The sequence below is a fragment of the Acinetobacter sp. HY1485 genome, from assembly GCF_027568475.1.
Taxonomy (GTDB): Bacteria; Pseudomonadota; Gammaproteobacteria; order Pseudomonadales; family Moraxellaceae; genus Acinetobacter.
Genome location: NZ_JANKZG010000002.1, coordinates 334,548 through 353,888, shown reverse-complemented (window position 1 = coordinate 353,888; position 19,341 = coordinate 334,548). Strand labels below are relative to the sequence as shown.

The following is a 19,341-nucleotide window of genomic DNA, read 5'->3' as shown; positions in this document are numbered from 1 at the left end:
TCTAACCATATTTTAGCATCTTAATGTGCTGTGATTTTGTACAGAATTAACAGCTAAATATGCATTAAAACAAATTTAGTTTTTGCTAACGATATATTGCTGTGTACATACATTATTTGGGCTATCGTCTTGAAGTATTGGGGCGACTTACTTGCTTTAGTATGGTGGCTTTACATGCAATCAATGATTTACAAATTATTAAATAACGAATTTTTTAGATACATAAATTTTCGATGCAATCTAACCGTAATGTTATTTGCTTAAGTTATGCAAATGCTTGTATGTTTTATTTTAGCTCTTTAAGTTTTTGGTTCATATAAATAGTGGAGCGTATACACATACTGAATATTTAGCTTCTTTTATGAGCGGCAGTATATCTACAAAAAACAAGAGATACATGAATGCAATCTTGCGTTCTATAAATAGGGTTTAATTTTAAATTTGATCTTGGCATCATAGAAAAAGGTATGTCTTTTAACTTAAATTGTAGCCATAAAAATAAGTGAGCCATCATATGAGTCAACCCAAAGCACCTCTAACAACAATATTACCTGCTTGGGTAAAGCCAACCATGTTGCAAGGCATGTTACGTGGCATAGAACGAGAAACTTTAAGAATGCAAAGTGATGGTTATTTATCTCAAGAAAACCATCCAAATGCTTTGGGTTCTGCGCTTACGCATTCACATATTACAACTGATTATTCTGAAGCATTAATGGAGTTTATTACGCCACCGCAAAATAATATTCCTGATGTTTTAGATTATCTAAAAGATTTACATACGGTTGCACATGAAAATTTGCCAAAAGGTGAGCGTTTATGGGCAATGTCGATGCCGTGTATGTTAAACGAAGAAGAGGAGCAAATCCCACTTGCGCAATATGGCACATCAAATTTAGGGCGTTTTAAAACTTTGTATCGTCATGGTTTGGGGGTGCGTTACGGACGCCGTATGCAAACTATTGCAGGGCTACATTATAATATTTCATTTCCCGATGTCCTTTTCAAACAACTTCAACAGCACGAAACCAACGAACAATTAAAACAGCTCAATTTACAAGATTATCGCAGTGCACGTTATTTTGGACTTATCCGTAACTTTATCCGTTTAACACCCATGGTCATGTTTCTGTTAGGTGCAAGTCCAACAGTATGTCGTAGCTTTTTATTGGGGCGTGAGCATAATTTAGAGCCACTCATTGGTGGCACATTGTATAAACCACATGCCACTGCATTGCGTATGGGTCGCATTGGCTATCAAAATTCGGCACAAAAAAAATTGGGTATTCAATATAACAATTTAAATGATTATTTAACCGAATTACAAAAAGCAGTGAAAACGCCATTTGATGCATTTGCCAAATTAGGTTTAGAAAATGATCAAGGTGAACCGACTCAAGTAAACGATCATATTCTACAAATTGAAAATGAATATTATAGTTTAGTGCGTCCAAAGCAAGTACCACAAGAAAATGAAACACCATCACAAGCTTTGGCAAAGCGTGGCGTACAATATGTCGAGCTACGCGCCGTTGATATTAATCCGTATAGCCCTATAGGCGTAGATGAAGAAAGTGCAGGCTTTTTAGAAGTTTTGGCATTGTATTGTTTACTACTAGATAGTCCAAGTATTAGTGATGATGAGCAGAACCAAATTGAAGCGAATCAAATCAAAATGATTGAAACGGGACGAGATTTAAATACGCTGTTAGCAACCGACTTAGGTGATGTCAGCGTTGAAAAATGGTTAGAGCTACATTTGAACAATATGCACCCGATTGCGACTATTTTAGATGAGAGTTACGATTGTACATTATATAGCCAAGCGTTACAGACCATGCAAAAACGTGGTAAAAATGTTGATGAAACTTTATCTGCGCGTGTAGTCGGTGATATGGTGGCGCATGGGGGAACATGGCGTTTTGGCAGTGCGTTGGCAGAACAACACACTGATGCATATTCAAAGCATACATTGAGTTCACAAAAGCGTGCTTATTTTGATGGGTTAGTGGTGACATCTCATCAAGAGCAACAAGCACTTGAACGCAATTCAAAACAGACATTCCAAGAATATTTAAGCGCTTTTCGCTAAGTTTAGAGAGTCATGTCGCTGTGAATTTAAGTTATCGTTTAGTCAGTGGGTTGGTATTACTTGCCAGCATTGTGGGTATGGCATTTGCGCTATATCTAGAACATTTTAAAGGGTTACAACCGTGTCCATTATGCATATTTCAACGTGTTGGACTCATGGTAATGGGTTTATTTGCCTTTCTAGGTTTTGTGCATAATCCAAAAAATACAATAGTTAAACGCATTTATGCAGGACTTGCGAGTTTGGGAATTTTATGGTCGGCAGGTGTGGCTGCTCGCCATGTTTGGATTCAACATTTACCACCGAGTGAAGTACCAAGCTGTGGTCCCGGTTTAAATTATTTGGTCGATGTATTGCCATTAAAAGAAGTATTATCGCAAGTACTGACAGGCTCTGGTGAGTGTGCCAAAATTGATTGGACATTCTTAGGGCAGTCTATGCCAGTATGGTCATTGGTATTTTTTAGCTTTTTGCTGCTTGTATGTTTGTGGCAAGTATTTCGCAAATACTAAGTTTAAAAAAGCCGATTATCATTAATCGGCTTTTTTATAGTTTGAAATTTCAATTAAGTTTTGATCTGGATCACGAATATAAATTGAAATAATATCTCCACATGCGCCTGTACGCTCAATAGGACCTTGAATAATATCAATATGATGTTTTTTTAAATGCTGAATTACTTCTGAAATTGGCGTTGATGCAATCAGACATAAGTCGGCAGAACCTTGTGTTGGATGATGTGCCTTAGGTTCAAATTCATGCCCCACTTGATGTAGATTAAACTTTTGCTGTCCAAATTTAAGGGCTTTACGATTTTCACCAAAAGAAATAACTTCAAAATTTAATCCATCCTGATAAAACTGGCAGGTCTTTTCAATATCACTTACTGTTAAAACTAAATGATCAAGGTGACTAATTTGCATCATATTTAAGCTCGTAGAAGGTAATAAAACTATAGTGATTAATAAGGCAACAAAATACGATAGGGATTACGTAAATGAATCTTGTTTATTTACATGGTTTTAAAAGTCATGCTAATTCAGTAAAAGGTACATTATTAAAACAATATTGCCAAAAGCATGCGCCCCATATCTATGTACATTTACCCGACTTAAATTTAGCACCCAATGAAGCAATAGAGCAGTTACATCAGTATATCCAACCGCTTAAAAATTTAGCTTTTGTGGGTAGTAGTTTGGGCGGTTTTTATGCCACGTATTTAGCACGTTATTATCATGCACCTGCTGTATTGATTAATCCGACTATTGAACCATGGTTATTGTTTTTATCGCTTTTTGGGCAAGCACAATTGCCGTATAATGTGACATCAACATGGCAATTACAACAAGAACATTTACAACAACTGCAAAAACTTGCACAAACATTTGATGGACAATGGGAACAGTTTTTAGTGCTGTTACAGTGCCAAGATGAAGTTTTGGACTATACACAAGCACAGCGTTATTATCGTCAGGCAAAGCAACCTGCCATGATCATCACCGAACAAAAAGGCGATCATGTTATGCAAAATTTTGCCGAAAAAATTCCGATGCTACTTACTTTTTTGTCGCATCAAATCGTATTAAAGGAAACTATTTAACGTGTCACAATATACGGCTCAGTCGCTTGAAGTTTTATCTGGTTTAGATCCTGTTCGTCGTCGTCCGGGAATGTATACCGATACAACACGTCCAAACCATTTAGCCCAAGAGGTTATTGATAATGCTGTTGATGAGGCATTAGCAGGACACGCCAATAAAATTTGTGTCACAGTCTATGCAGATGGTTCGTTATCGGTACAAGATAACGGACGCGGGATGCCTGTGGATATTCACCCTGAATATGGGCAAAGCGGTATCGAAATTATTTTGACGAAACTGCATGCAGGCGGAAAATTTAGTACTGATAATTATCAATTCTCAGGCGGTTTGCATGGTGTGGGGATTTCGGTTGTGAATGCCTTGTCTTCTCGTGTAGAAGTAGAGGTACAGCGTCAGGGCAATCTGTACCAAATGGCGTTTGAACATGGTGTACCAACTGCACCGCTACAAGTATTAGAAGGCAAAGCACCTAAACGAGCAACAGGCACATTGGTTCGTTTTTATCCCGAAGCCAAATATTTTGACCATCCTAAATTTGCTTTAAAAGCACTTAAACATAATTTAAAAGCTAAGGCTGTACTTGCAGCAGGCTTACAAATTACCTTTATTGATGAAGCAAGCAAAGAAAAAATTGTATGGCAGTTTGAAAATGGTTTAGTCGACTATTTGATGGATGAACTACAAGACCGTGAAATTGTGCCAAGTCCTGCGTTTGTATCGACAGGAGAAGCAGAACGTGCAAGTTGTGAATTTGCAGTATGTTGGAATGTAGAAGGTGGCGAGCAAATTCAAGAAAGCTACGTTAACCTTATCCCAACCGCACAAGGGGGTACACACGTCAATGGTTTACGTTCGGGCATTACCGAAGCACTGCGTGAGTTTTGTGAATTGCGTAATTTATTACCTCGAAATCTTAAACTTTCGGCAGAAGACGTTTGGGATGGGGTAAATTATATTTTATCGCTTAAGTTTCAAGAGCCACAATTTTCGGGACAAACTAAAGAGCGTTTGTCTAGCCGTGAAGCCTCAGGTGTTGTGCTGAATATCGCTAAAGATGCCTTTACGTTATGGCTGAACCAAAATGCAGACATTGCCATGCTTTTGGCAGAAATGGCAATTTCAAAGGCAGGTCGCCGTTTAAAAGCCGCTAAAAAAGTACAACGTAAAAAAATTGTGTCGGGTCCTGCACTACCGGGTAAATTGGCAGATTGCGTGGGCTTAACGCGTGAAGACAGTGAACTGTTTATTGTTGAGGGTGACTCGGCAGGGGGGAGTGCTAAACAAGCACGAGATAAAAATTTCCAAGCCATTATGCCGATTCGTGGCAAAATCCTAAATACGTGGGAAGTATCTTCAGATGAGGTACTTGCATCGCAAGAAGTGCATGATATTGCGATTGCTATCGGGGTAGACCCAGGTAGTGATGATTTATCAGAACTACGCTATGGCAAAATTTGTATTTTAGCCGATGCCGACTCAGACGGTTTGCATATTGCAACATTGCTGTGTGCCTTGTTTGTGAAGCATTTTCCAAACTTGGTAGAAGAAGGGCATTTGTTTGTTGCTATGCCACCGCTATTTAGAATAGATGCAGGTAAAGAAGTCTTTTATGCTTTAGATGAACCTGAATTAGAAGCAACGCTTGCCAAACTTAAAACCAAAAATCCGCAGATTACGCGTTTTAAAGGGTTAGGAGAAATGAATGCATCACAACTGCGTGAAACAACCATGGATCCAAATACACGCCGTTTAGTGCAATTAGATTTAGATGATAGTCACTTTACCGCAGGGTTATTAGATAAGTTACTTGCCAAAAAACGCTCTGCTGACCGTAAACAATGGTTGGAACAAAAAGGAAATTTGGCAGATATTGCGGTATAAAAAAAAGCCCATCATCAGATGGGCTTTTTACTTAAAGCAAAAATGATCTAAATGATGCTTTATTTAGAACTAAACTATTTTAACTCGGTATGATTTTTACGGAAAAAATCCCATTCTTCTACTTGTGAGCCATCACCTAGTGTACACATACCCACTTCGCCTGCATCTGTTTTTTTGATGTCTAATTTGCCACCTTGTTCTAAGCAATATTGGCTTGCAGGGTTGGGCATACCAATATTTTTAGGTGTCGGGTTATGGCTACATGCACTTAATGTGATACCTGAAATGATCACCGCAAGCAGTGTAAAATTTTTCATAAACAATAATCTCTTGAAAACTGATCAAATCATAAAGAAATAAAGCATGCTAGGGCGTAGCAAAATGTAAGATTTTGGTTGTCATTTCCTCATCAAAAATTTTTAAAACTAAAAAATTAACAATTTGATTACATAGAGAAATATAAAACTGCAATTTAAATTTAATTAAAAAGTAATCAAAATTAAATAATTCTATGTCACAATATAACAAAAAATATTAAATTAAGTTCATGATTTTATTTAAATTATATTAAGATATTCCTAATATTTTTTCTGCTTATTTAATAATCGTTACTGTCGTATTTTTGAGCAAGTGTGTCTTACTAAATTTTGCTTGCATATTTTGCTGAATCAGCCATATTAAAGGTATAGATAAAGTTTAAATGACGTCAAAATTGCAAGCCGTTATTTAACAAATCTGCTTTGATCTAGACTATGCAAAAGGTTTAAACCAAAGCAAAAACACTTGTTTTGCACATAAAAGCGAGGATAAACAATGAACATTGAAATTCGCACAGATAAAAATATTCAAAATAGTGAACGTTTAATTAATTATGTACGTGCAGAACTTACAAGCAAATTCCAACGTTATGGCGAAAAAATTACCCACTTTTCGGTTCATCTAAGTGATGAAAATGCCGCAAAAGGTGGCGACGATGACTTGCGTTGTTTAATTGAAGCGCGTCCGGCAGGGTTTAAACCTGTTACTGCTGCACATAAAGCAGGTAATGTAGATGCCGCAATTCATGGGGCGATTGACCGACTTAAACATGGTTTAGAACATTTGTTTGAGAAAAAAGAAAATGTACGTGCACCAAAACCTGCACTTGCTGTAGAAGATGACATTTAAAATACCGTAAAAAGAAAAGCACCTTCGGGTGCTTTTTTATCGCCTCCGTTTTGGTTTCTTGCTACACTTAAATTTTAGTTTTTTCAGAACTGTTCTGATCCTTAAATTGAGAGTTGCCTATGCTGACTAATTCACAACAATCGTTCATTCAAGCGCTTGAAGCGTTAGATGTATCTACTGTAAAACAACAACTTAAAGAGGGCGTAGATCCAAACTTTATGGACCCAGAAAAAGGGTTACCCGTTACGATTGTATGTGATGGACTGTTTCAATGGTGGGAAGAGCTGTGTGAAGCATATGAAGCAGGTAAACCATTTTCAGAACAAGAAAAAGTACAAAAATTACAGCCCCATTTAGACATATTAGATGCACTCATTGATGCCAAAGCGAATTTACATTTGTGGGATGCAGAAGAGTTTTATGGTCCTTTATGGGATGCGGCAAGTGCTGCATGTGTGCCTGCCGTTGAGCGTTTATTGCAACATCAAGTCGACCCAAATACCAAAGATGATGAAGACCTCACCATTTTGTCATCTATTAGTCACTTATTTTTTGAATGTGATTATGACGAAATTGATTGGTCGGTGGCATTGCCAGAAGAAAAACAAACTCTTGAATTATTACGCGCACATAACGCTAAAATGACCAAAGAATTAGCCTAATATAAAAAGGACAATACCGTGAAATTTGCACAATTAATGTTATTTGCTTCTACAGCAACAGTGGGTGTGGTGAGTAGCGCAAGTGATTTTTCGTTTGACCGTCCAGGTACGGGTTTTGGAACAAGCATTACGCCTGTGGGCAGTTTGGCTTGGGAGCAAGGTCTACCAACGGCAACTTATACCGAAGCGCATCGTGATAATGACCAAACGCAACAAGTAACCTTACAAGGGGATATGTTATTGCGTACAGGAATTGCCTCTAACACAGAATTACAGTTAGGTTGGGCAGGTCCAATGTGGAATAAAACCACAAAAAATGGGCAAAAACATGATGAATCAGGCTTGGGTGATGTGAGCGTTGGTATTAAGCGTGCGATTGACTTGCATGATGATCGTATGTCGATGGCACTTTTGGCTCAAGCTGTTATTGCAACAGGCAATGATGGTTATAGCGCACATGATGATATTTATTCGCTTGCGTCTTCTGTGCAGTATAAACAAAACGATTTGCTCACCACAGGCATTACCATGCGCTATGAGATTCAAAACAGCAATTGGGCAGTCACGGCAATTCCTACATTAAGTTACAAAATTATTGATAAGTGGTCAGGCTATTCAGAGTTTGTCTATCGTAAGCAAGAAAGTGAGCGTTATCAAAGCAGTTTAAACACAGGTTTAATTTATGCTGTGAATAATAATGTTCAACTTGATGCTAGTATTGGTGCAGGTTTAAGCGGTGATGTGCCTGACTATAAAGGTGGATTTGGCGTATCATTCCTGTTTTAAACGAAAGGTATTTCGGATAACAAATGGGACTGTTTAATACGACAAGAATTTTGACAGTATTGTGTTTGTGGACGCAATGCTGTTTTACCTTTTTAGGCATGGCACATGCCGAGGCGCCACTGTTGCCTGTGGCACAGGCGTTTGAGTTTAGTGCTGAATCGCTAGACCAAAAACAAGCACAGTTGCAATGGAAAATTGCACCCAATTATTATTTATACCAACATAAATTTTCAGTTAAAGAAAATGGACATGAGGTTCATCTAAATTTTCCTCAAGCTATTTCTCAGCATGATGAAAACTTTGGGACCACGCAAGTTTACTTTAACCAAGTTCAATTCAATTTAAAAACACAACCCAATAAAATCTATGATGTAGCATGGCAAGGCTGCGCTAAAGATCGACTTTGTTATCCACCTCAGCACATCCAAGTTAAAACAGATTTAGATGGTTTGGTTGCCTTACAAGAACAAGCTAAAACTACCACCAGTTTACTTGAGCTATCTAATCAACCTATTGAGCAACCACAAGCACCTGTGGCACAAGATCAACAGTTTGCTAATCAACTGCAATCACATTCGTTTGTTTATAGTGTCTTACTCTTTTTAGGGTTAGGGATGTTGCTTGCTTTTACGCCGTGTTCATTGCCTATGCTTCCTATTTTAAGTTCATTGATTATTCGTGAACATAAAGGAGTAAAAGCATGGAGTATTGCTTTGGTGTTTGTGCTGAGTATGGCAGTGGTGTATGCCATTTTAGGTATGGTGGCATCTTATGCAGGATTAGGATTTCAACGTTGGTTACAGCAACCTACAACCCTTATTGCATTTAGTACATTGTTTGTGGTGTTTGCACTTAACTTATTTGGTCTATTCGAGATTAAGCTTCCACAAACATGGACACATCGTTTAGATAAAATGCAGTCTACTCAAAAAGGTGGTTCTTTATTGGGTGCAGGCATGATGGGTGTAATTTCTGCCTTGTTGGTGGGTCCTTGTATGACCGCGCCATTGGCAGGTGCTTTATTATTTATTGCTCAACAAAGCCAAGCTCAGTGGCAAGGTGCTGTATTTTTATTTAGCTTAGGTTTTGGAATGGGGATTCCTTTACTTGTTATTAGTATTTTAGGCGCACGCTTTTTACCTAAAGCAGGACTTTGGATGACACATATCAAAGTCATTTTTGCATTTATTATGCTTGGGCTTGCAGTTTACTTTATTCGTCCCTTACTAAGTTTTAATGCGTTTTTATGGCTAAGCGAAGCGCTAGCGGTATGTACTGCCATCTACTTACTATATGGCATTATTAAATACCCAAAAGGGTTAAAGTTTTTACATGCTGTGCTACTTATTGCACTTGCTTCAGTGGGTATTTATCAGTATCAGTACAATCAAAATAATGTTTCTGTTACTACTGTTCAGTGGCATGTAGCACATACTGCATCGGAGTTTAATGCTTTATTGCAAAGTGCACCGCAAGGGCAAGCAATTGTGGTTGATGTATATGCGGATTGGTGTACAGCTTGCCAACCTATAGAGCACAAAATTTTAAAACAGGCTGATATTCAACAAGCATTACAGCCATTTTATTTAATTAAAATTGATCTAAGCCAGTATGATGCGTCACATGATGGATTATTAAAACAGTGGGATATTTTGGGACCACCAACGTATTTATTTTTAGACAAAACACATCAAGAACAACGTGGCTTACGTTTAACAGGAGAATTTGAGGCACAGACCCTTCAACAGCGTTTAGCTCGACTCGGCTCTTAAAATTTGGACTTGATTACGCCCTGAGTTTTTAGCCACATAGAGTGCTTTATCTGCCAAATTAAGTACTTGTTGTGGCTTTAAGTCGGCTGTAGAACTTGCAACACCAAAACTTGCACTTAAATGAATTGAAATGCCCTCTGCAGTTTGAATATTTAAATTTTGAATAGCAGAACGACAACGTTCGGCAATGGCAAGTGCATTCTCTTCTGTCTGATTTTTTAAAATCATCAAAAACTCTTCACCGCCTAAACGCCCTGCAATATCATTTAAGCGTACAGTTCGTTGTAAAAGTTGCGCTACTTCAATTAAGACTTGATCCCCCATGTTGTGCCCATAACGGTCATTTACTTGCTTAAAGAAATCTAAATCGACAATAACTAAGCAATATGGATGTGTGGCATTTTGAAGCTGTGCAAATGTATGATCAATCACACGACGATTTGCAATATTGGTGAGTGGGTCTCGCTGACTAGTCTGTTGAATTAAACGCTCTCGGTTACGCCACTGTTTAAGTAAAAGCTCTGTAAATAGCAGTGTAAAAATAAGCACAGGTGCAATCATTATCATCATGCTATCCAACCAAAAACTATTTGAATAGCGCGTTGAAGAAATAGCAAAGAGTAGGTCGTATGGGAGTTGATGATGTAGGGTGAGATAGCAACAACTGATATAAAAAATAGTGCAAGGCATTAAAAATAAATACACGTAAAAACGTGGAAAAATAATTAAGATAATATTGGTTAAACAAATATAAGTTGCAATATTGGAGGGGCTTAATGCACCCACTAGCAAAGATTCAATACAAATGCTGATATTGAGTAAAATACCTGTAAAAATAGGTACAATATACTTGTTATAATTATTTTTAGGTAAAAAAATACAGTACAGTAGTCCTAAAATAAATAAGCAAAGGACACAAACATTAACGCCAATTTGTTCATATAAAACATCTAGATGAATCCATTGCCAATAGTCTTCACGAAAATAGAGATAAACTTTCCAAATAAGCCATTCTAGGTTTAATCCAAAACCAATAAGCATCATTAACGCAGACTTCTTAATTATTCCCCAATTTACAATAGGTTCAAACATGAAGACATGACGTAATTTCTTACTGAGTTTAAAAAACCAAAAGAAAGCTCTTATATTATTCATTTATCTATGCAGTTTTTGGGGATAGTTTGAGAGTCTGAGTCTTCTATATTGAAATACTTTAATAAAATATTCAATAGACGCCTTTAGTTATACATTGTTAATACATATTTATTAATAAGTTAGTCTCTAAGATAGGAAAACCTATCTTAGAAAATTTTTATTCTTCTTCTGTTTTAAATTGCGCTGTAAAAGAGGCAAGGTCTTGTAGGGCTTGTTTGCCTTCATCAAACCAAGCATTAAACAGCATAAAGTTATGCCACATTCCTGTGTAAAGTTTATAGGTTAATTTTACATCATCATCATTGGCTTTTTGTTTAAAGCGTGTTGCATCATCCAATAATAAGGATTTACTGCCGACTTGCACAAATGTCGGTGGAAGCTGTGAAAAGTCTTCTGCAAATAAGGGTGAAATACGAGGATCAGCTACATCTTGTGCAGGTTGTGGTGCGTAAAGATCACTCGCTTTTTGTAAAAATTCGGGTGAAAGGAGCGCATCTAATTTTTGGTTATAACGTACCGAGTCACTCGTGAGTGTTAAGTCTAAAAATGGTGAGAGTAATATAAGTCCACAAGGTTGTTCTGCATCTTGTCGAATTAACCGTAACATGAGTGTGAGCGCTAAATTTGCCCCTGCATCATCACCTGCCAAAATAATATTATGTGGCGCTGTACCTGAGTCAACTAAAGCACAGTAACTTTCGTAAATAGCTTCACTTGTCTCTGGAAAAGTTGCTTCGGGTGCAAGTGGGTAATCGACATGAATAACAGGTAGTTGTGTACGTTGTGCAATAGCTTCGACAATGGCACGATGCGTGTTTAAAGAACCTAAAAAGAACCCACCTCCATGAAAATATAAGATCGTTTTATTGGCATGGTCTTTTGGCGATATTTTTTCTGCTTGTAACTCGCCAAGTGTAAGCTGTTCAATCTCTAAATCTGTACTATGATGGGGTAAAAGATAAGAGGCATTGTTTGCCAAAGTACGCATAATTTTAGGAGAGATCGACTGACGGGCAACTGCACGTACAGAGGTTTTTAGAAGCGTTTCTGCAAAAAGTTGTTTCCACATATCGTTCATTTTGTCTGCCTTTTATTGGTCTTTAAGGGACATATATATTCATTTTTTACAAGCTTACACCAATTATTGTGAGTACTGCATTGCAAAATTGTTGTGAATTTAAAATACTAGATGTAAGGCAAAATAGAGTAATAACAGTGAAAAAATTAATCTTGGGTTTAAGTGTGTTGTTATCAGCATGGTCTGTGCAGGCGTCAGATGTACTTAATGGTATGGTATGGAAAACGATTGATGATGAAACGAAACAAGCTAAATCATTGGTGATATTTAAAGAACAACCAAATGGTACATTGTCGGCATCTATTCAAAAAACCTTTAACGCACAAGAAGAGACATCATGTAGTTTATGCCAAGGCACTTTTCATAATAAGCCCCTTAAGGGTGCAGTGATTGTACAAGGCTTAAAACATGTAGGTGGAACAGTTTATGAGGATGGACACATCACAGACCCAAAGAATGGCAAAACTTATAATTTAAAAGGTGAGTTAACCAATAATGGGCGCGTACTTAAATTACGTGGCTATATGGGAGTATCTGTATTTGGGCGTAATCAAACATGGATACGTGTAAATTAAAAAAAGCCTGAGTAATCAGGCTTTTTATTTATACAAGATTTTTATATTGCGCCTCATCAAAGCCAACAACAAAACCGTGTGCTGTGGCTAAAATAGGACGCTTAATTAAACTCGTATGTGCAATTAAAGTTTCAATGAGTGCGTTTTCACTTGATAGGGCGTATTGTTGTTCTGCTTCAGATAGTTTACGCCAAGTTGTGCCTCGTTTATTTAAGACAACATCAGCACCTACTGCATCTAGCCATGTTTTAAGTGTGTCTGCATCAATCCCTTGTTTTTTATAATCGTGAAATTCATAAGTAAGCTGAAGCTCATCGAGCAAAGTAAACGCTTTTTTAACAGAACTACAGTTTTTGATGCCATAAATTTTAAGCATAATGGTTCTCTATGAAGAAAACCTAAGCGTAACCAAAAAACCAAAATGAGAAAACCCGCATATTATCATCCTGATAATGCGGGTCTCAAAACAACGTCCAATGTCACTCATCCATGAAAAATAAATTAATCACTTAATCTATTTTCTGTTCTTCCTACGGCTTCCAGTCCTTGTTTGTCATCCTGACAATCCCTCTGCCGTGTGCTTATATTGCGCTTATTTGGGGGTAATAAAAATCATCAAACACGACAAAGCCTGTAAGCCATTACCACTTATTGAGAGAACACCTGTTCACGTAAAAAACTGAATAAAATTAATCTTTTAAGTAGACTAATCTGTTTCTATTACAGTTGTATTTAAATTGACCAAAAAAGTTGGTTTTTTATAAAAAATTAAGTATAAATTCATCTAAATATGAAGAAAACTAATAATTATAGATATGGATAGGTAAAAAAAGACTTACAGAGTTGTCATATTTTTGTCTTTATTTTTTTCTTATTATAGCGTTCTTTTAAAGAATACATCTTATGTGATGCAACAAAAAATTTTAACAAGAATGAAAGAACTTGGTGGTCAGGTTGATCAAATTGATCCTCATGAGGATTTAATTGATCAGTTACAGACTATAAAATTTAATGTGGTCTTATATCAAAAACCGCATTTGAGTTCTTGGCTTGATATAGACGATCAAGAACCTTTGATTGGTTTAAATGCATTTATGGCTAAACAAGAACCGCGTTTAAAAGACGATTGTTATGGTGTTTATGAGGATTTAATTGACCACTATTATGAGCCACAATCGAAAAGTCTAGGGCAGTTGTATTGGAATGTGCAGACATTTACACCATTTAAACCAAATACAGCAGATTATGAGCAATGGCAAAGCTATTTTTTAGAGCATCAAATTAACTTAACTGGTGCCTTGCCAAGTATGAGACATACAACACCTGAATTTATTCAAATTTTAAAAGGTACAGGGTATCCCGATCATTATTATGTTTGTACGCATGATTTAGATCGTAATAATCCGATGGTGTATAGCACAGACAGCGAGAATTTTTTTAAAGAATTACACATAGAGGGATATTTGTCAGATTTTTTAAATTGCTGTCTGAGTCCACGTGAATTAATTGAGATGTTGAAAGCGCGCGAACAGCACAACACGTTTTTAGAATTTACACATGTATAAAAAAAGCGATCTAAAAGATCGCTTTTAATTTAAAGACGGTAATCAATAATGACAGGGGCATGGTCGCTGTACCATTCATCGCGATAAACCCAAGCATTGACCGTACGTGCTTTCCAATCGGGTGAGCAAGCTTGATAGTCAATACGCCATCCCACATTATTAGCACGCGCCTTACCACGGTTAGACCACCATGAATAGAGCTCTGCTTCTGGGCGTACCACACGGAAAGTATCTACATAACCCAGCTCATCATAAATATGATCTAGCCATTCACGCTCATGCGGTAAACAGCCTGAAGACTTTTTATTGCCTGCCCAATTTTTAATATCAATTCGTTTGTGTACAGTATTGTAGTCCCCACACACAATGATGGATTTATCTTCATCACGCCATTGTTTTAAAATGGGTTTATATTTTTCTAAAAATAAATCTTTGCGTACTTGCGCTTCTTCACCCGAAGAGCCCGATGGTAAATAGAGCGAGCAAATATGGACAGGTTTATCTAACCCCAAGTCGAACTCTGCGGAAATAAAGCGCCCTTGTGTATCTGCTAACTCAAAGCCTAAACCATCGGTGATAGAGACAAACGGGATTCTGCTATAAATGGCAGTGCCTGAATAGCCTGCTTTTTGGGCTTCAAATAAATGGGTGTACCAACCTTCGGGTTTAAAATCATCTGTCCACTGTGTGGCACTAATACGGCTTTCTTGGATACAGACCACATCGGCTTCAGATTTTTCTAACCATTGTAAAAAACCTTTTTTAACCGATGCACGTAAGCCATTCACGTTAATTGAAACAACCCGAAGAATTTTTTCATCACTTGCGTAGTGATCCTTTGGTATCATGCGTAAACCTGACCTCAAATATAAAAATGGAGCACCACATGGCAATGCAAACTCAATTTGATCCACAAGCATTTATTGAACTCGCTTTATCACGTGGTGTGCTGAAGTTTGGAGAGTTTACTTTAAAATCGGGACGTGTGAGTCCCTATTTTTTTAATGCAGGTTTGCTAAATGATGGCGAGGCATTGGCATTATTGGCACAAGGCTATGCAGATAAAATTGTAAGCTGTGACCATGTTGATGTGATTTTTGGACCTGCTTATAAAGGCATTCCATTTGTAGCCGCAACCGCAGTGAGTCTTGCACAAACACATGGTAAGAGTGTGCCATGGGGCTTTAACCGTAAAGAAGCCAAAGATCATGGCGAAGGTGGTGTCTTAGTGGGTGCAGATGTAAAAGGCAAAAAAGTATGGATTATTGATGATGTGATTACCGCAGGTACTGCCATTCGTGAAGTGGTCACCATTTTAAAACAAGCAGGGGCAAGCATTGCAGGCGTATTGGTGGCATTAGATCGCCAAGAACGTGGTCAAGGCAATTTATCTGCTATTCAAGAAGTACAACAAGAGCTTGAAATTCCTGTACATGCACTAATTACGATGCAAGATTTAATGACCTTTTTAGATCAAAAAGGTGACACAGTGGCACTGAAAAATATGCAACAGTATCGCGAAAAATACGGTATTTAAACATTTAAAAGCCGACATGATGTCGGCTTTTTTTAAGCATAAAATTTACAAACCCATTGATTTATTTTTTCTCGATAACGATAGGCAAAAATAAGCCAAATAAACCAAACAGGTGCAATCATTAACCCAATGCGTGTATCTTCTTTAAACCATAAAATAATTAAAATAAAGGCAAAAAAGGCAAGGCAAGCATAAGACATGAAACGCCCTAATGGCATTTTATAAACAGAAGCCTGATGCAGTTCGGGGCGTTTTTTACGATAGACCAAATAAGATAATAAAATAATAGTCCAAATAAAAAGGAGCAAGATAGCAGCAAGCGTAGACAGTAGTGTAAAAAGGGTCATGACACTTGGAACTAAAAATAATAACAAGGCACCTATCACCATACATGCACCTGATAAAACAAGCCCGCGCATTGGAATATTACTATTTGAAAGTTTTTTAAGTGGACGTGGTGCAGACTTTTTATGCGCAAGACCAAAGACCATACGGCTAGTGGAGAAAACGCCACTATTTGCAGAAGACAATGCAGAAGTGAGTACCACAAAATTAATAATAGCAGCCGCAGCGGGTAAGCCCGCTAAAGTAAATAGCTGAACAAACGGGCTTTGCGTGGCTGAAATTTGATACCAAGAACTCACCATAATAATGCAGGCAATAGAAAGTACGTAAAAAAACAAGATACGAAGTGGAATAGAGTTAATAGCTTTAGGTAAGGTTTTTTCGGGATTTTTGGCTTCTTTTGCTGTTACGCCAACCAGCTCAATCCCAATAAAAGAAAAAATCGCAATTTGAAAACCTGCTAAAAAACCAGATGCGCCGTGTGGAAAAAAGACATCGCCATTAAATAGATGATGTACTGAGGCATGAACCCCTGAGGGAGAAACATAACCTGTGATGACCATCCAACAGCCTGTAGCAATTAATGCTAAAATGGCAATAATTTTAATAATAGCAAACCAAAACTCAAGTTCGCCAAATAGCTTAACTGACAGCATATTTAAGAACACTAAGCCAAATAAGCAGCTAAAAGCAGGTATCCAAATGGGTAAATGAGGAAACCAAAATTGTATGTAACCCCCAACAATCACCACATCGCCAATGCAGGCAATGACCCAACTAAGCCAATACGACCAACCAATAAAAAAGCCTGTCCAATGTCCTAAATATTCACTCGCAAAATCTGCAAAAGAATTATATTCGCTGTTAGAAAGTAACAGTTCACCCAAAGCCCGCATTAAAAAAAATAAGAAAAAACCGATAATCATATAGGTCAATAAAATCGAACTACCTGAAAGTGCAATGGTTTTGCCTGATCCCATAAATAGACCTGTGCCAATGGCACCACCAATGGCAATCAGTTGAATATGACGACTATCTAGTTGTGCTTGCAAGCCTTGAGAATTTTTGGATTCTTGATTTTGTTGAGATTTTACATCCATAAATTCGCTATGTTTTGCGTTAAAGCGACGCATTATAGAGAAACTTTACGTTTTTCTAAAAAAATTTCTGCAATCATACAGCGTGCACCGCCACCACCAAGTGTTTCAATAGTATTAAGTGGAGCAATGGCAAGTTGTGCATAAGCTTGCAATTGTTGTTGTTGCTGAGGTGTAAAGGCATGCCATGCGCGTGTAGACATTGCATAAACAGGTTGTTTTTGATTGTTTTGAAGCTCAAGTACGTTACAAGTAAATTCTTTGAGCTGTGCATAGCTCACGTCAAGAATCGTTTTATTGGTACGTCTGAAATGATCTATAAGAAATTGTTTTTCTTGTACGCTGTCTAAACAAACAATAGTAAATTTTTTTCCAATGCTCATCATCACATTGGTGTGGTAAATCGGATTATTGTGTTCATCAAGTGCATTAAACCAAATAATTTGGTAACCCGATGCTTGTTCAAAAGCCCGCCCCACGTCTACATGACTTCGGCTTGCATGGCAAGCATACGCAATTTTATGCTCATGATCAAAAATAAGGGAACCTGTACCTTCAAAAAATTTTTGATGTTCTTCATAGTGTTCTAACGCAATATGTTCTTTAACAAAAAAACTGCCGTGAAATGAAATCTAAAATATCTTGCCGTCTTTCTTGTCGGCGGTTGGGTGCTTGCATTGGACAGGTGACCATTTGACCTGTGGGTAGCATCATCAGCCAATTATTAGGAAACAATGCATCGGGTGTTATTGGTGTCTTTTGATCTTCTATCACAGTCACCTGAACACCTGTTTTTTTTAAAATATTGACATAATAATCAAATTCTTGTTGGGCTTTTTCTTGGCTATTTTGAATAGATAAATATGTATTTTGAAAATGGTTACTGCTTACCGTTTGCGGATTTACCATAAAATTGGTGGGGCGAATCATCAAAATATGTTGAGCTGTTTGCATGGTCATATCTAAGTTTTAAGGTGATGACTTAGTATGAAAAATCTTCTTGTTTTGAATAAGTTGAATTTTTGCACAATTATCGCTATTTTTGAGCAATTTGCTTGTATTGATTAAACAAAATGACAAAAACAGATCAACAAATTTTGGCGCTATTACAAGATAATGCGCGTCTATCTATTACCGAAATTGCACAGGCGTTACATATTTCGCGTACAACTGTCCAAAAGCGTTTGGCAGTGTTAGAAAATGAGGGCACGATTACAGGTTATACTTTAAAACTTAAACCTAATTTTGATGCAAACACCATTCGTGCTTGGATGAGCATTGCAGTGGAAGGCAGCAAAATGAAAGCGGTTATTTTGGCATTATGCCGTGAGTTGGCAGTGGCACAATTACATAGTACCAATGGCAAGTGGGACTTAGCCGTTGAGCTTAAGGCAGAAAGCCTTGAAGCATTTGATCAGGCTTTAGGGCGCATTCGTTTAATTAACGGTATTTCATCAACAGAAACAAGTTTATTACTTTCTACCTATAAACATTAAAATGCGCTAAGGTTTGTTGATAAAATGTTCTTTGAATTATCTTTAATATAGTCGCGCTCTTTTTAATAAAACATATAGTCAAACTGCCTGACTTTTCAATCAGTTAAATTCAGTCATTTCTTTTGATTTGTTTAATTGAATATAACCTTATCCCATGTCAAATAACTTGTATTCTGTTTAAAATAATATTTGTTTTGAAGTGTCTCATTTTAGATTAAAAGAGTTCCTTCAATCGTATAAAGAATTAGATTGATACTAAGCATTCGATTTAAGGACAGCTAAAATATCGGTTTCTTCGGTATAGTCTTCATCTACTTCTTTGCAAATCACTTGTCCTACAATGGTATTTGTACCGTTAAATGACATTGTGGGGGAGCCATAGAGTTCCCAACCTAAATTAAGTGCTTTAGTCACACGGATACAAAATTGCGTATCATCCACGCCTGTTAAATAGCGATAAAGTTTCATAAATACTTCTTCAGTTTTTCTGTCATCAGTATAAAGATAAATTCATAACCACTGCAAAAAACTT

22 protein-coding genes are annotated in these 19,341 nt (G+C 37.2%); 12 read left to right on the top strand and 10 right to left on the bottom strand.

The window, feature by feature from the left end; genetic code table 11:
* Positions 1-514: 514 nt before the first annotated feature.
* Entirely contained in the window at positions 515-2,092 is a 1,578-nt protein-coding gene (gene gshA / locus PCI70_RS03560) for a glutamate--cysteine ligase (RefSeq protein WP_269913972.1), read from the top strand.
* A 20-nt stretch (positions 2,093-2,112) separates the two neighbouring features.
* On the top strand, positions 2,113-2,604 hold the full coding sequence (locus PCI70_RS03555; protein ID WP_269913971.1) for a disulfide bond formation protein B: 492 nt from the start codon (positions 2,113-2,115) through the stop codon (positions 2,602-2,604).
* 21 nt (positions 2,605-2,625) lie between these two features.
* Here PCI70_RS03555 and PCI70_RS03550 read toward each other — a convergent pair whose 3' ends face one another.
* Positions 2,626-3,015 (bottom strand): VOC family protein, encoded by a 390-nt coding sequence (locus PCI70_RS03550; protein ID WP_269914002.1) that lies wholly within the window; start codon positions 3,013-3,015, stop codon positions 2,626-2,628.
* 74 nt (positions 3,016-3,089) lie between these two features.
* Here PCI70_RS03550 and PCI70_RS03545 point away from each other — a divergent pair, with 74 nt between their 5' ends.
* Together PCI70_RS03545 and parE are read left to right on the top strand one after the other, a co-directional pair.
* On the top strand, positions 3,090-3,692 hold the full coding sequence (locus tag PCI70_RS03545; protein WP_269913970.1) for a YqiA/YcfP family alpha/beta fold hydrolase: 603 nt from the start codon (positions 3,090-3,092) through the stop codon (positions 3,690-3,692).
* Between the two features lies 1 nt (position 3,693).
* Positions 3,694-5,574 (top strand): DNA topoisomerase IV subunit B, encoded by a 1,881-nt coding sequence (parE, locus tag PCI70_RS03540; protein ID WP_269913969.1) that lies wholly within the window; start codon positions 3,694-3,696, stop codon positions 5,572-5,574.
* A 74-nt stretch (positions 5,575-5,648) separates the two neighbouring features.
* Here parE and PCI70_RS03535 read toward each other — a convergent pair whose 3' ends face one another.
* Positions 5,649-5,891, bottom strand: coding sequence for a putative hemolysin (locus PCI70_RS03535; protein WP_269913968.1), 243 nt, complete (start codon positions 5,889-5,891; stop codon positions 5,649-5,651).
* 496 nt (positions 5,892-6,387) lie between these two features.
* Here PCI70_RS03535 and PCI70_RS03530 point away from each other — a divergent pair, with 496 nt between their 5' ends.
* From PCI70_RS03530 to dsbD, 4 genes are all read left to right on the top strand, one after another.
* The gene (locus PCI70_RS03530) at positions 6,388-6,741 is read left to right on the top strand and encodes an HPF/RaiA family ribosome-associated protein (RefSeq protein ID WP_269913967.1); all 354 of its coding nucleotides are present in this window, start codon (positions 6,388-6,390) and stop codon (positions 6,739-6,741) included.
* 119 nt (positions 6,742-6,860) lie between these two features.
* Positions 6,861-7,403, top strand: a complete 543-nt coding sequence (locus tag PCI70_RS03525) for an ankyrin repeat domain-containing protein (RefSeq protein WP_269913966.1) — start codon at positions 6,861-6,863, stop codon at positions 7,401-7,403.
* Positions 7,404-7,421: 18 nt separating this feature from the next.
* Positions 7,422-8,189, top strand: a complete 768-nt coding sequence (locus tag PCI70_RS03520; protein ID WP_269913965.1) for a transporter — start codon at positions 7,422-7,424, stop codon at positions 8,187-8,189.
* A 23-nt stretch (positions 8,190-8,212) separates the two neighbouring features.
* Positions 8,213-9,961, top strand: coding sequence for a protein-disulfide reductase DsbD (gene dsbD / locus PCI70_RS03515; protein WP_269913964.1), 1,749 nt, complete (start codon positions 8,213-8,215; stop codon positions 9,959-9,961).
* Here dsbD and PCI70_RS03510 read toward each other — a convergent pair.
* Positions 9,941-11,116 (bottom strand): GGDEF domain-containing protein, encoded by a 1,176-nt coding sequence (locus PCI70_RS03510; RefSeq protein WP_269913963.1) that lies wholly within the window; start codon positions 11,114-11,116, stop codon positions 9,941-9,943. The genes dsbD and PCI70_RS03510 overlap by 21 nt on opposite strands.
* 157 nt (positions 11,117-11,273) lie before the next feature.
* Positions 11,274-12,194, bottom strand: coding sequence for an alpha/beta hydrolase (locus PCI70_RS03505; RefSeq protein ID WP_269913962.1), 921 nt, complete (start codon positions 12,192-12,194; stop codon positions 11,274-11,276).
* Between the two features lie 137 nt (positions 12,195-12,331).
* On the opposite strand from PCI70_RS03505, the gene PCI70_RS03500 reads away from it, so the two are divergent.
* On the top strand, positions 12,332-12,769 hold the full coding sequence (locus PCI70_RS03500; RefSeq protein WP_269913961.1) for a DUF2147 domain-containing protein: 438 nt from the start codon (positions 12,332-12,334) through the stop codon (positions 12,767-12,769).
* A gap of 28 nt (positions 12,770-12,797) precedes the next feature.
* Here PCI70_RS03500 and PCI70_RS03495 read toward each other — a convergent pair whose 3' ends face one another.
* Positions 12,798-13,145, bottom strand: a complete 348-nt coding sequence (locus PCI70_RS03495; RefSeq protein ID WP_269913960.1) for a Spx/MgsR family RNA polymerase-binding regulatory protein — start codon at positions 13,143-13,145, stop codon at positions 12,798-12,800.
* Positions 13,146-13,674: 529 nt separating this feature from the next.
* On the opposite strand from PCI70_RS03495, the gene PCI70_RS03490 reads away from it, so the two are divergent.
* Positions 13,675-14,334, top strand: coding sequence for a hypothetical protein (locus PCI70_RS03490; protein ID WP_269913959.1), 660 nt, complete (start codon positions 13,675-13,677; stop codon positions 14,332-14,334).
* Positions 14,335-14,363: 29 nt separating this feature from the next.
* On the opposite strand, the gene PCI70_RS03485 is transcribed toward PCI70_RS03490, so the two are convergent.
* Positions 14,364-15,182, bottom strand: a complete 819-nt coding sequence (locus PCI70_RS03485; protein WP_269913958.1) for an exodeoxyribonuclease III — start codon at positions 15,180-15,182, stop codon at positions 14,364-14,366.
* A 38-nt stretch (positions 15,183-15,220) separates the two neighbouring features.
* Between PCI70_RS03485 and pyrE the strand changes: the two genes are divergently transcribed.
* The gene (pyrE, locus tag PCI70_RS03480) at positions 15,221-15,871 is read left to right on the top strand and encodes an orotate phosphoribosyltransferase (protein WP_269913957.1); all 651 of its coding nucleotides are present in this window, start codon (positions 15,221-15,223) and stop codon (positions 15,869-15,871) included.
* A 32-nt stretch (positions 15,872-15,903) separates the two neighbouring features.
* Here the strand turns inward: pyrE and PCI70_RS03475 are convergent, their stop codons facing one another.
* From PCI70_RS03475 to PCI70_RS03465, 3 genes are read right to left on the bottom strand one after another with little or no spacing between them, the layout of a single operon-like run.
* Positions 15,904-17,349 (bottom strand): amino acid permease, encoded by a 1,446-nt coding sequence (locus tag PCI70_RS03475; protein WP_269913956.1) that lies wholly within the window; start codon positions 17,347-17,349, stop codon positions 15,904-15,906.
* The gene (locus PCI70_RS03470; RefSeq protein WP_269914001.1) at positions 17,349-17,909 is read right to left on the bottom strand and encodes an arginine deiminase-related protein; all 561 of its coding nucleotides are present in this window, start codon (positions 17,907-17,909) and stop codon (positions 17,349-17,351) included. The genes PCI70_RS03475 and PCI70_RS03470 overlap by 1 nt, the downstream gene beginning before the upstream one ends.
* A 7-nt stretch (positions 17,910-17,916) precedes the next feature.
* Entirely contained in the window at positions 17,917-18,267 is a 351-nt protein-coding gene (locus PCI70_RS03465; RefSeq protein ID WP_269913955.1) for an arginine deiminase-related protein, read from the bottom strand.
* Positions 18,268-18,386: 119 nt separating this feature from the next.
* Between PCI70_RS03465 and PCI70_RS03460 the strand changes: the two genes are divergently transcribed.
* Positions 18,387-18,809, top strand: coding sequence for an Lrp/AsnC family transcriptional regulator (locus PCI70_RS03460; protein WP_269913954.1), 423 nt, complete (start codon positions 18,387-18,389; stop codon positions 18,807-18,809).
* Positions 18,810-19,064: 255 nt separating this feature from the next.
* On the opposite strand, the gene PCI70_RS03455 is transcribed toward PCI70_RS03460, so the two are convergent.
* Positions 19,065-19,277: a DUF1737 domain-containing protein gene (locus PCI70_RS03455; protein WP_269913953.1), complete on the bottom strand. Its 213-nt coding sequence runs from the start codon at positions 19,275-19,277 to the stop codon at positions 19,065-19,067.
* Positions 19,278-19,341 lie beyond the last annotated feature (64 nt).

Excerpts from the sequence above, each read along its gene's own strand:
- PCI70_RS03530 (WP_269913967.1), top strand. The coding sequence starts at position 6,388 with ATGAACATTGAAATTCGCACAGATAAAAATATTCAAAATAGTGAACGT.
- dsbD (WP_269913964.1), top strand. The coding sequence starts at position 8,213 with ATGGGACTGTTTAATACGACAAGAATTTTGACAGTATTGTGTTTGTGG.
- PCI70_RS03545 (WP_269913970.1), top strand. The coding sequence starts at position 3,090 with ATGAATCTTGTTTATTTACATGGTTTTAAAAGTCATGCTAATTCAGTA.
- PCI70_RS03455 (WP_269913953.1), bottom strand. The coding sequence starts at position 19,277 with ATGAAACTTTATCGCTATTTAACAGGCGTGGATGATACGCAATTTTGT.
- pyrE (WP_269913957.1), top strand. The coding sequence starts at position 15,221 with ATGGCAATGCAAACTCAATTTGATCCACAAGCATTTATTGAACTCGCT.
- gshA (WP_269913972.1), top strand. The coding sequence starts at position 515 with ATGAGTCAACCCAAAGCACCTCTAACAACAATATTACCTGCTTGGGTA.
- PCI70_RS03525 (WP_269913966.1), top strand. The coding sequence starts at position 6,861 with ATGCTGACTAATTCACAACAATCGTTCATTCAAGCGCTTGAAGCGTTA.
- PCI70_RS03495 (WP_269913960.1), bottom strand. The coding sequence starts at position 13,145 with ATGCTTAAAATTTATGGCATCAAAAACTGTAGTTCTGTTAAAAAAGCG.
- PCI70_RS03510 (WP_269913963.1), bottom strand. The coding sequence starts at position 11,116 with ATGAATAATATAAGAGCTTTCTTTTGGTTTTTTAAACTCAGTAAGAAA.
- PCI70_RS03505 (WP_269913962.1), bottom strand. The coding sequence starts at position 12,194 with ATGAACGATATGTGGAAACAACTTTTTGCAGAAACGCTTCTAAAAACC.
- PCI70_RS03465 (WP_269913955.1), bottom strand. The coding sequence starts at position 18,267 with ATGCAAACAGCTCAACATATTTTGATGATTCGCCCCACCAATTTTATG.
- PCI70_RS03535 (WP_269913968.1), bottom strand. The coding sequence starts at position 5,891 with ATGAAAAATTTTACACTGCTTGCGGTGATCATTTCAGGTATCACATTA.
- PCI70_RS03475 (WP_269913956.1), bottom strand. The coding sequence starts at position 17,349 with ATGCGTCGCTTTAACGCAAAACATAGCGAATTTATGGATGTAAAATCT.
- PCI70_RS03485 (WP_269913958.1), bottom strand. The coding sequence starts at position 15,182 with ATGATACCAAAGGATCACTACGCAAGTGATGAAAAAATTCTTCGGGTT.
- PCI70_RS03550 (WP_269914002.1), bottom strand. The coding sequence starts at position 3,015 with ATGCAAATTAGTCACCTTGATCATTTAGTTTTAACAGTAAGTGATATT.
- PCI70_RS03460 (WP_269913954.1), top strand. The coding sequence starts at position 18,387 with ATGACAAAAACAGATCAACAAATTTTGGCGCTATTACAAGATAATGCG.